Source organism: Methylobacterium sp. WL116 (assembly GCF_008039455.1).
GTDB lineage: Bacteria > Pseudomonadota > Alphaproteobacteria > Rhizobiales > Beijerinckiaceae > Methylobacterium.
In genome coordinates, this window is sequence record NZ_VRUV01000115.1 from 1 (window position 1) to 10,637 (window position 10,637).

Sequence of the window (10,637 nt, forward strand, 5' to 3'; positions counted from 1 at the left end):
TCCTTCGGCAGCCCGGTGAGCTCGCCCTGATGCCCCCCGGCAAGGAATAGCCCCCGGCAGCAGCGTCTTGCGCCCGGGTCAGGCATCGCCGGCCCGGGCGCCCCAGCGGCGACCCTGCACGTCCGCCGCGCCCTACCCCCCTTCTCATCCTCCGAGGCTATGCATGACCGACCTCCTCGACGTCGGGCGCGTTGCTGCGCTCAACGACACCCTGCGCCGCTCGCTGTCCGGCGGCACCCTCGTCCTCTCCGCCGGTGTTGTCGCGCTCGGCCGTGAGCGGCAACAGATCATCCTCGACGCCATCGCTGCCTTCGATCGCTTCGAACCCGACAACGATCCGCACGGCGAACACGATTTTGGCGCGGTGGAAGCCGCCGGCGAGCGCGTGTTCTGGAAGATCGACTGTTTCGACCGCAGCCGCGCCCGTCCCTCGCCGGACCCGGCTGACACCGGGGTCACTGAGCGCGTCATGACCGTGCTCCTAGCGATCGAGTATTAGAGGTGGACTGGCACGAGGACGCCCCGCCCAAGGCGGCCCGACCATCAGCGCGGGGATCATCAACCCGCCGACGCCTGCTCGCGCTCCTCGGGAGCCTGCCGGCGATCGGGAAGGAGGTAGCGGGTTCTGGGCGGCCGTCGCCCCATCCGGGCACCTCTGGACCGGTCATTGACCTGATACCGCGCTTGTTTGCGGAGTTTCAGGAGCTCGTCGATCGGCATGAGGCCGTGCTGGCGTGCTGCGACCGCATCGAGGCGACGCTTCTCACTCAGATGGACTACCCGCGGGTGCCGTTGCCGCCCGATTGGGATGAATCACACCGCTATGCCGGCGACGCCGGGACCATCGCCCGCGTCATCTCATCAGGCCGCCATCGGCGGCGCCTGCAGCGGGTGCTCCAGCGCCGGCAGCAGCGATGGGACGAGGCGGCCGATCAAGCCGGCCTGACCGCCGCTCAGGAGTGTGAGGTTGCCTTGGACAGGGCCGTCCTCGACGGGGCCGATGGGCTGCTCGCCACCCCCGCTCGGACCTACGACGCGGTGGTGCTGAAGCTCGTCGTCCTACTCAGCACACGCGAACCTGGTCCCCATGCGGGCACGACGCCGCCGTGGCGCGAGCTTCGGCTGATCCTCGTGGATCTTAGGGGCCTCGCCGATCGTGGCAGCACGGGATCGTGACCATGCCGCCACAGCGCCCGCTCGCGCCTAGCCCGCAGCGGGACCGGCCTCGGGACGTCGACCTCGGTCAGCAACGTCGCGACCGAGACAGACCGAACCACTCATCATCGACAATCAGGATTGGAAACATGTCATGGACGAGACTGACGGACAATCGCTATGGCCGATCCTCGGGATCGCAGTGGTCGCCGGCGTTGCCGCCTGGGATCTCGCCAAGCGCAAAGGCCTCAACAAGCGAAGTTGGGCCGCCACGTGCTTCTTCTTTGCGCCCGCCCTCATCGCCTTGGCCTTTGTTAAGTCGCAGCAGCGCCCCGGTGATACCGAGGCGTTTCGCAATCGCTGGGCGTTGCTGGCCGCCTACGATCCCGAGATCAAGGCGGCGGTCGAGCGGCTGGCCGAGCTCGGACCAGCGGCCGTCGAGCAGTTTCGGATGGCCTATGGCGATGTGCAGACGAAGGAGGCCATCCCGCTCATCGTCACCGACATCGAGCGGCGCTGGGCCGCGGGAGAAGGCCCAAAGCCGGAGGTAGATCCCTTCGAGCGGCTAGCCGAGTTGCACCGGCGCGGTGCCCTCCACGATGCCGACTATGAGGACCAGAAACGGCGGCTCAGGAAGCCGCGTAGGCCGAAGACCCGCTGGAGCGGCTGGTGGTGGAAGGCGCCCGCCCTGCTCCTCGTCGTCTGGTTCATCTGGCCGCGCGGTTCGACCAGTTTCCCAACCTGCGATGCCCGCTCCACCCGGGACCTCGTCCGCCGGGCGATCGAGGGCGCCGATGACAACCGCCAGGTCAATCGCAAGCTGCTCGCCCTCGATGAGATCCGGGAACTGAGCTTCGACGCGGACAAGCGCGATCGCCTCTGCACCGGGACCGCCGCCTTGAACTCGGGCGAACGCGCCATCGTGTGGCGGCTGTATGCGCGGGGCAGCAGCATCCTCGTGAACGTGTCGGGCTTCTGACGAAGATCAGGGCGGGCGCTGCGACCGTCCTACTCCCCCGGCCCCCTCCACTAGGTCGATCCCGGCGTCCAGGGTGGCGGAGAGAACAAGGCCCGCCGTGCGCAGCAACGCGATTAAAAAGGGCGGATTAGGCACAAAAAAAGCCGGGCGGGGAGCGACCCCGTCCGACTATATTTTTCGACCTGGCATCGGCCGAGCTGTCTAGCCCGGATTGCTTAGGCGGCGGTCCCGACTGCGGGGTTGCGCCTTCGAGCGCATCGTCGCCAAAGTCCTCGTACTTCCAGCATTCAGCGGCATCACCACCGGCTGCGTGGAGCGGGAAAGTTCGGCGTGAAGGCGATGCTTGAGCGGCCCCGGCTTGCCCCGAAACGACAGCGTGCCCGTGTTCGGCCACCAATCGAGGATCTCACCACTGATCGTGAGAAACCGATAGAATCTATTGCCGCTGTGGTAGCTCCAAAATCCCTCGCGACCGCACGCATCAACATATCTCACTAAGTTCTCAGGGGTTCCGTAGAATTTCATCTTCATGGTAGGTCCTCAGCCAGTGGCTGTTTCCACCGGTGAGATGTATTTACTGGAGTCGCAAATCAGCTGATTTTGGTACCGTAGAACTCTACTACCAGTCACATGTCGCTTTGATAGTTGTACGAACTATTCTCCGCCCTTCACCGGCAGCAAATGTGAGCTGAGGTAGCTTCATATTGCGCATTTCGGAATAGAGGCGAACCGCATTGACGCCGTTTAGCCGCCCGACATACTGCTGCAGTGAATTCGTATCTCGTTTGAAGAGTTGGTACTGTTTGCGAGGAGTCTTCGAAATGTACCAAATGAGCTGACGCAACCCATTGGGTCGGACGGGGCGATGATCTACCCCGGTGGCGTAGGGGAGGTAGGCACGCATCGTTGGTCGCAGGTCCTTCGCCCAGGCATCGAGATCCGCGACCGAAGTGTTCCAGACGAGAGCGTGGGCGTGCCAAAGAATGAAGCGCGGCACCCCTTCCACGCGCTGCGTCGAGACGTAGAGGGCGGGGTCGAGCATTCCGAAATGATCGAAGCCCCGCAGCGCTCGGCGATAGATACGGCGGATGCCGTTGATCCCCGGGTTCGGGCGCCAGCCACGCTCTATCCCCGCGGGGTAGACGATTTGCTGTTCGTCGATGAGGGTGATGAAAAAAACCGGCTGCCTTGGCTCCCAGTCTGGCGCCGCAGCGCCGAGCCGGTGACACAATCGGCCACCCCACTCTCGCATCCAATACTCTCGCGCGTAGGGATTGTGAGCCGCAAGCTTGTGAGCGAGGTTCCGCCGAAGGCGGCACACTTCCCGTTCGGGTTCATTGTATTCCTTTTGATAGTACCCTCTCAAACTTTTAATAAGATGAGCAGCTTGGTTATGCTCACGCATTAGAAAGGGGGTGAATGCTGGGCGTGGTATCATAGTCATCACCATATCAATGTGGACATGGCTATCATTTACCACATGCTGGTGCGTTAATTATCAATCGTACAGTCGTATATACAAGCATTGTAAAACAACAACCCCGAGTAGTTTCACCTACTCGGGGCCATTTCTTTTGATATTTATGATTTTATTTTCTTAAATAAACAAGCACTAGATATCGTCGTCATCGGAGTTTGATTCGTCTAAGATCTCATAATCTAACAGGGTCCAGATCATGGGGCTCTTGCGACCGCGCTTACCATCACAGCGGACCTTCAGTAGGCGGATTTCGTCATCCTCGGCATGAATGCTGAAATCGGTAAGTACATCATCATTAAGATCAATCCAGAGCTGACTGCCGTGGGGGTCCTCTGCGTGGCCCTGGACGCTGGCCCCTTCACTGCAGCGCTCAGACGTGCTCTTGTCCCCGGAGCGGCTACGCGCCTTCGAGGCTGACGTATTCTCACCGCTCCCGCTCGCGGCCTTGCCCTCACGCTTGGCCGCAACCGCGAGCTCGTAGAAGTCCTTGAAGCCGCCCGCGTCTTTGATGGTTTGGGCGCACTCCTCCGGCTCGACTCCCTCCGCCGCCAAGTGCTTCAGGACCGTCGTGAACTTAGAGAGCGTGCAGGGAAAGGCGTTGCTACCCGCAAAGCACCGCTTCACGATGCACTTGGCAACGTACTCGTGGTAGTTGCTCTCGTTGCGCGAGTGGACCTTCTCGTCGTCTGCGAAGCACTTGTGGTCAATCATTTCCTCAAAGGCGCCGAAGTCGCCGGCGACGAAATTGTGGGCTGCCAGCAAGGAGGCCGACGTGCCGCGCAAACCGGCCTGATAGCCGCGCTCGTTGTTGCGGATCACCTTGTTCAATTCTGAGAGGAACGAGGCGAGATCGCGGCGTGGTGCGTCAAAGTCGTTCGGGTCGAATTCGTCACTCATGATGTCTGGCTCCTGCAGAATTTCACTAAGAAATTTGGACGGTGTGCTGTGAAAGCTCGCCGCAGCGTTCATCATTTCTAGCCGCGGCGGCCATTCGTGCGGTCGAGCACGATGCCCGCGACGGTTAGGCCACGCCCTTCTCGATGAGGGCGCTGACGTCCTCGGCGTGGTAGGTGCGGGCACGTGGGCCCATAGCCACGGGGTGGGGGTAGAGGCCCTTGGCCTGGCTCGCATAGAAAGACGAGCTGCTGATCGGGATGAACTCAAACACGCGCGAATGGCGCACGAGGCCGGTCGCCGGCAGCATTGCGGGCGCGGTGGGAGGTGTGCTGCCCGGAGGGATGTTGTCGTTCATACTCTTCTCCTGAAGACCACTGCTGTGTGGTCAACTGGAGTAAAGAGTGTTCATGAGGTGCACGGTAGTCGGTCCGCCGGGAGGTAGACCCGGTCTACCTCATTAAGAACCCGGTCCGCCCCCTGTCAGACCCCTTGATAAATGAGCGCTACCATCCAAGGGCTTTCTTCCCGTTCAGCTTCGGGCGCACCATGTTGTTTGCGGCCCAAAATTCATCTTCTTTATTGTTAAACTGAGCCATGTTGCCCCTTTCATGAAAATACTCGATCAGGGACCTGTAGTTTGCGACATACGGGGGCGGTTCAAATGGTATTGGATCAACACTAGATAAAGCGCGAATGATGAGTTCGTCGTCTGCGACTCTGCGATGCGGAGCGAGCATAAATTTTACCCAATACAGTGTCCTACCAAACCAAAGAGACGCTACATCATCCTCATTTGCTATTTTCCAATCAGCCTCCATTATAACGTCTAGAAGATTTCGACCGTCTGGCAAATCTATGGAGTATGCCGCGTACAAAAATGGCAAGCTCTTCCGTATGAATTTATAGTGACTATTGTCTACATTATTTGGTGTCACGGTTTCCTCGCCGCGCGATGCGGCAAGTATTATCCCGACTAAGGTCGTTGATTTTTCAACGCCAGTTTTTTCAAGTTTAGAACCTCTATCAACCCCCTGAAAGTGACAGTGTTCAATGGCAGCTAAAGTGATACTCAAATAAATGCTCTGTCTAAACTTTTGCAATCTTTTTAGCAAATTTACACGCGTCTGCGTGCGCATGATCCTGCGAAGTCCGCCGATTGGATAGTAAATTTCGTTGAAAAATGTGGGTGACATAGTCGTTATTGCCGCATAGCTATCTCGTGTCGATTTGCCATTTAGCGCGTTTCTAACTAATCTTCGCTCTAGATTTGAAACTATCTCCGTGGCCGCTAGTACAATAGCCTGACGGCGAGTCGTGCTTTTGGCCACGTCTGCTTGGTGGACGAGGTTGCTCGGACTACGCCATTTTCCTGGATCGAGCGCCCAACTACTCAAGGCAGCTGTCAGCACATATTTATGTCCTTTGAACGAGGTTTCTTCATGTGTTAGTATTCCACAGACTTGCTCTAAGTCAAAAGCTTCCCAAGCATGATTATAAAATGAATCTTTTGAGCTAACGGCGTTATAAGTGCGACCTTTTGCTCTGAATGTTGAGACCGTAAGCCCTCTTTCCGATGATTTGCTGACAACTTCCCAGATGAGATCATATTTATTATTTGAATCATGGGAATTCATAAGATTATCTATTCCTCAGCAGGGCAAATGGATTGTGTCCACGCTTCCCCAATATCTCTACGATGATCCAGTAGCTCGCTGTGGGCGTAAGCTGCTTCCACCCGGTTCTCAACTGTGTGTGCGAGTGCCATCTCAACTACCTCCCGCGGGTGGCTCGTCCGCTCTACGGCCCAATCGCGAAATAAGGAGGCGTGGGCAGCTTCGCCAACCTTGCGAACCTCTTACAACCTTGCCGATCGCGATACCGGTCGGAACAGAGGCCCTTCCATGATCCCGGCCGCCTTCACCCATTCTCGCACTAGGGCCACCGGGCGAATGAATCGCTCGTTCGAGATCGCCTTCTCGAACCTCTGCCCTTTCTAATCAACCTTCAAACTGTGCATGACGCGTAGGCCTTTTGGATCCTCGCCGAGGTCAGCCACGTCGAGCGCGATCAGTTCCGCTCGGCGGAAGGCAGCCCCCCGAGCTTGTGGGCATACTTGATCGCCGCTTATCGCCGGCCACTGATCAATGTCGAACGCTTAACCTCCGCCTCGGCCACGAGGAACCCCACTACCGCCTCGGGCGGGTGAATAGGTCCGCCCGGCCTTCATCAGGCGAACAAAGGGGAAAAGCGGAACGGAAGGGGTCGTTCTGCGTCTTAGATCCAAGTTCGCGACACGCCCCGAGGCGCTGCGGGCTTTTTCGCCAAGCCAAAGGGACGGTGTCGATTGACTCCAGGTCGATGGGAACATCGCAAAGGCAGAGTTTTGTGAAGGTGGCGAGCTGCGAGTTTCACCCCGCACTTGGCTCAGGGTCTTCGAGCCAACCCGCTGCCGAGCTTTCTCCTCGCTATTCTGTGCCTCCATCCACCACGTTAAGAAATATGTTAATTAGTTAAAGACGCGCGCGCGTTGTTAGGGCTTCGCAAACTCCTGATTTTGCTGGCGAAAATGGGGGTATTTATCCGCAGAGTGACGAATTGCGTTATCCGCAGAGTGTCGAACCTCTATCCCTAGAGTGACGAAGCGAACATCCGCAGAGTGACGAGTCGTAGGGTTCGGAGCCCGCAACTATCCGTAGAGGGGCGAATCCGCATCGGAAGCAGCTGCAAAACCCAGCTTTCCGTGTCAAGAACGAACTTGGCAGTCCCCTCGATATTCCGTGAAAAATCATACATAACAATGCCTTGCGGTAATTTATCCGTAGAGTGACGAATTAGATGCCCTTTGCGGTTGATCTGCGAACCGACTTTCGCCGAGAGCCTTCCGCCTTAGGCTTAGGGAGCGTGACTAGGTCGCTTTCCATCGCCACCAAGCCTACCGCGCTCCGACCGTAGAATACTACGGAATCGTCGGTGTGCAGGAAAACTAAGTGGTAGCCAGGCAGCGAACCCTCTTCCCCAATGCTGCGTACGGCTGCCCGGAACTTGAACAGGGGCTGGCGGCTACCGACCTTCTTCTGTAGCAATTCGAGCCCAACCTTCCATCGCCCCTGGTCGCCGCAGTGCTTGCGGGCCAGCTCGTACAGCCGCTTCTCAGTGGCCTTCCTGAGCTTGAAGTAGTTCTGGTCGATGCTCAGCACCTCCAGCGCCATGGCGGCGTCGAAGGTGAACTCGCTCAAGGTGATACGCAGCTCCTCTAGACGGTTGTTCGGTCCTCGGGTGATGGTCTCCCAGGCATCAATCAGGCCGAAGCCCTTAGTGCGGCGCCTGGCCGGTTTCCCAGTGGCGATCGAGGTCTTGATGCGGGTGCCGGCAAGCCGCTCCAGGGCCTGCTCTAGCAGCTCGTAGCCGCGACCTGATGTGCTACGGTTCGTGAAGGTCAAGACGTCGTGCGCCTTGATGCTAACGGTGCGGGAGACCGGCTCACCGCGGTTCACGGCGTCGACGACCTTGGACACGCACGTCAGTACGATGTCCTTGTCGTGGATGGTCGCCCTACCCTTCACCGACGGCGTCACCTCCAAGGTCACGCCGTTATGCTCGTAGGTCATGATCCGCTGGTCACCATCCTCGATCGCGTAGACCGGATGCTCCATGGTCGCCAACTCGTCCTTGGGCGCTGCGGCCCGGCCGGTGGCGATAAACAGATCGATCTGCTGAGTGAGCGCTGGAGCGGGGCTTCGGGGCTCGACAGCTTGGCCGCTAGAGCCGTTCAGCGCCTTGCCTTGGTTACGAGCCTGGATCTGTGCTGCGCGCTCTGCTGGGCCTTCCTGGCGCTTCTGCGCCCCCTCTCCGGTTTGTTCTAGTGTAGCCTGCCTCGCGGCAGCGTCCTGAGCCACTGCCTTGCCCAGCGCCTCAAGCTTAGCCTCGAGCCCGGCTTCCCCCAGCAGGTCACCAAGCTGCTTCGGTTCGCTACTCATCCCGCGATCCCCGAATGCCGGTGAACCCGCTCTCCAGGCCCTGGAAGATGCAGGTGTTGATCCAGGCAGCCCGGCTCAGGCCCATCTTGTGCCGAGCCTCGTCCACGCGATCCAGGATTTCCGGCGCCACGGTGATGGTGATCTGCTCCTTCTTCCCCTTGCGGATTCCTCGGCCAGTGGCCTGTGATTGAGCGTCAGGGGCGCCGGAGATGAAACGTTCCTCACGGGCAGCGGGAGCAGGTTCTAAGGTCGGCTTGAACGGCGCGCGTGTGATTGACATGATATGGTTCCTAGATGAAATTCATATTAAAACAAGCGCGCAATCAGGTTATCCAACTCGACGCAGGCTTTCGGGTCTTTGGGGGTCAGCTCGTGGACGCATACGCCCTGGCCGGCGGCATTGGCAAAGGCCTTCCGGCGTACGATCGGCGTGTCCAGGTACTCTAAGGTAGGCCAATCACCGATAGCCGCGGCTGCGTCGACGTTGTCGGTCGAGGTAAACCCGGGATCCGCCAAGTTGAGCACTGCGTAGGCCTTCAGCCCGTCACGCACGCTGCGAGCCTCATCAATCAGGTCAGAGATCTGCTGCAGCGCCCAGACGTCGAGGCTACGTGGCTGGAACGGGACGAGCAGCACGTCGCTCAGTACCAAGGCAGCGCGCAGCGCAGTGGAGTCCCGGCCGCCCGCGTCGATGATGATTACGTCGTGTTTGGACCGGTGGTGCTGGATCTGGCCGCGCAGGGTCTGCCCGTCGGCGTACTGAGCGACCGCGATGCCAGGCTGTTGTCCGCTATCGGTACGGATGGTGATGGCGGTCTGGCTGGTTCCCTGTCGGTCACCGTCGACTAACCACACATCGCGGCCAGACGCGGCCAGAGCGCAGCTGAGATTGATGGATAGGGTGCTCTTGCCGACACCTCCCTTTGTTGCCCCTATCGTGACGATCATTGTCACCCCCTTTTTCATATTAAACTACCCTAATCATTATTGGCTAATGATGTCGGATTAACAAGGGATTGAGCGCCGCCGCCGGCGGGCGCCGGCGGGCTGCTGGCTGTCGCCTAGCCAGATGTCACCGCGTCACAGCCTAGATGGCTTCGGCCTCCTTAGCGGCGCTGGCGGCCTTCTCGCCAGCTTAGGCCGCTGCGCAGTAGCTAGCTCAGCCTCCAGACGGAGCAACTTCGTTACGATAGGAGCAGCTGGGCTCGCCGGCCTAAGGGGCAGCATTCAGAGCGGCCTCGGAGACGCGGAATTGTTCGTTGATCTGCTCGATAGTCGACAGCGTCAAAAAATTGTTTTACTATGAAAAACAATGATTTTGGTTTAAATCACTATTATAACGGGCTAACATGACACTAGGCCAACAATTACGCCTCGACTGATGGAGGGGCTAATAAATGGGAGAAAATGAGCTGAGGGAACCGCCTGATCGTGGCGCGCTTGAGTGCTACGCCGATGTCCCCGAGGTGGAAGACGCGCTGTCCATGCGGACGGGCGCAAACCTCACAGCGCCCCTTCGCCCGCTCGAAGCGGATCATGGCCGAGAGCTGGGGCCAATCAATAGGATAGAAGAAGCGGTGCTCGCGCCGGATCGGCATTAGGAGGATGCCTGTCGGATCGCCGAAGCGGCAAGGTCTGCCTGGCTGCGTGCCCACGCCTTCGGGAAGTAGTTGTGGAACGTGTCCCGGCTCACCCCAAGGCGCTTGGTGATGGCCGTGATCGAGATGGTGCCCGACTGCAGCAGGGCGCGGCCCACCTCGACGTCGGCCTCGGTCAGCTTCTTCGGCCGGCCACCTTTGCGCCCGCGGGCCAGCGCCGCCTTGAGCCCTTCCATCGTGCGCTCGCGGTTGAGGTCGAGGAAGTACTCAGCCATGGCGCCATGCATCTGCAGGGCGAAGCGCCCGTGAGCGGTATCGCTGTCGAACTGCTCGGTCAGCGACCGGAAGTGGATCTCCTTCAGTCGCAGGCTGTCGATGGTGCGCATCATCTCGACGAGCGACCGGCCGAGCCGATCGTCGACGGCTGTCCGACGTCAGCACCTGTGGGACAGAATGAGGGTCTTCACGAACGGAGGATGGCTGGTTCATCGTAGCCCCTGAGGAGCGAAGATGAAGCAGACATCCGGACCGGCCAAGAAGCCGGCAGAAGC

At 59.3% G+C, this 10,637-nt stretch carries 11 protein-coding genes and 1 pseudogene; 3 read left to right on the forward strand and 9 right to left on the reverse strand.

Annotated features, from left to right (window positions below; genetic code table 11):
• Nucleotides 1-163 precede the first annotated feature (163 nt).
• The 3 genes from FV223_RS11190 to FV223_RS30300 all read left to right on the forward strand — a co-directional run bounded on the left by FV223_RS11190 (nt 164) and on the right by FV223_RS30300 (nt 2,134).
• The gene (locus FV223_RS11190) at nt 164-499 is read left to right on the forward strand and encodes a DUF3768 domain-containing protein (RefSeq protein ID WP_147727117.1); all 336 of its coding nucleotides are present in this window, start codon (nt 164-166) and stop codon (nt 497-499) included.
• Between the two features lie 185 nt (nt 500-684).
• On the forward strand, nt 685-1,176 hold the full coding sequence (locus FV223_RS11195) for a hypothetical protein (RefSeq protein ID WP_246689666.1): 492 nt from the start codon (nt 685-687) through the stop codon (nt 1,174-1,176).
• A 133-nt stretch (nt 1,177-1,309) separates the two neighbouring features.
• Nucleotides 1,310-2,134 carry a hypothetical protein gene (locus tag FV223_RS30300; RefSeq protein WP_187276117.1) on the forward strand — a complete coding sequence of 275 codons (825 nt, stop codon included), beginning with the start codon at nt 1,310-1,312 and terminating at the stop codon, nt 2,132-2,134.
• A 201-nt stretch (nt 2,135-2,335) separates the two neighbouring features.
• On the opposite strand, the gene FV223_RS30305 is transcribed toward FV223_RS30300, so the two are convergent.
• From FV223_RS30305 to FV223_RS11245, 9 genes and pseudogenes are all read right to left on the reverse strand, one after another.
• On the reverse strand, nt 2,336-2,665 hold the full coding sequence (locus tag FV223_RS30305; RefSeq protein WP_187276118.1) for a hypothetical protein: 330 nt from the start codon (nt 2,663-2,665) through the stop codon (nt 2,336-2,338).
• An 88-nt stretch (nt 2,666-2,753) separates the two neighbouring features.
• Entirely contained in the window at nt 2,754-3,386 is a 633-nt protein-coding gene (locus FV223_RS11205) for a hypothetical protein (protein ID WP_147727118.1), read from the reverse strand.
• Between the two features lie 360 nt (nt 3,387-3,746).
• Nucleotides 3,747-4,511, reverse strand: a complete 765-nt coding sequence (locus FV223_RS11210) for a hypothetical protein (RefSeq protein WP_147727119.1) — start codon at nt 4,509-4,511, stop codon at nt 3,747-3,749.
• 124 nt (nt 4,512-4,635) lie between these two features.
• The gene (locus tag FV223_RS11215) at nt 4,636-4,866 is read right to left on the reverse strand and encodes a hypothetical protein (protein ID WP_147727120.1); all 231 of its coding nucleotides are present in this window, start codon (nt 4,864-4,866) and stop codon (nt 4,636-4,638) included.
• A 148-nt stretch (nt 4,867-5,014) separates the two neighbouring features.
• Nucleotides 5,015-6,145: a hypothetical protein gene (locus FV223_RS11220; protein WP_147727121.1), complete on the reverse strand. Its 1,131-nt coding sequence runs from the start codon at nt 6,143-6,145 to the stop codon at nt 5,015-5,017.
• Between the two features lie 1,197 nt (nt 6,146-7,342).
• Nucleotides 7,343-8,488: a replication initiator protein A gene (locus tag FV223_RS11225; protein ID WP_187276119.1), complete on the reverse strand. Its 1,146-nt coding sequence runs from the start codon at nt 8,486-8,488 to the stop codon at nt 7,343-7,345.
• Nucleotides 8,481-8,768 (reverse strand): CopG family transcriptional regulator, encoded by a 288-nt coding sequence (locus FV223_RS11230; protein ID WP_147727122.1) that lies wholly within the window; start codon nt 8,766-8,768, stop codon nt 8,481-8,483. The genes FV223_RS11225 and FV223_RS11230 overlap by 8 nt, the downstream gene beginning before the upstream one ends.
• Nucleotides 8,769-8,794: 26 nt before the next feature.
• Nucleotides 8,795-9,436, reverse strand: a complete 642-nt coding sequence (locus FV223_RS11235) for an AAA family ATPase (RefSeq protein ID WP_147727125.1) — start codon at nt 9,434-9,436, stop codon at nt 8,795-8,797.
• A gap of 649 nt (nt 9,437-10,085) precedes the next feature.
• A pseudogene (locus FV223_RS11245) lies at nt 10,086-10,502 on the reverse strand (recombinase family protein); the annotation flags it as partial.
• Nucleotides 10,503-10,637: the final 135 nt, after the last annotated feature.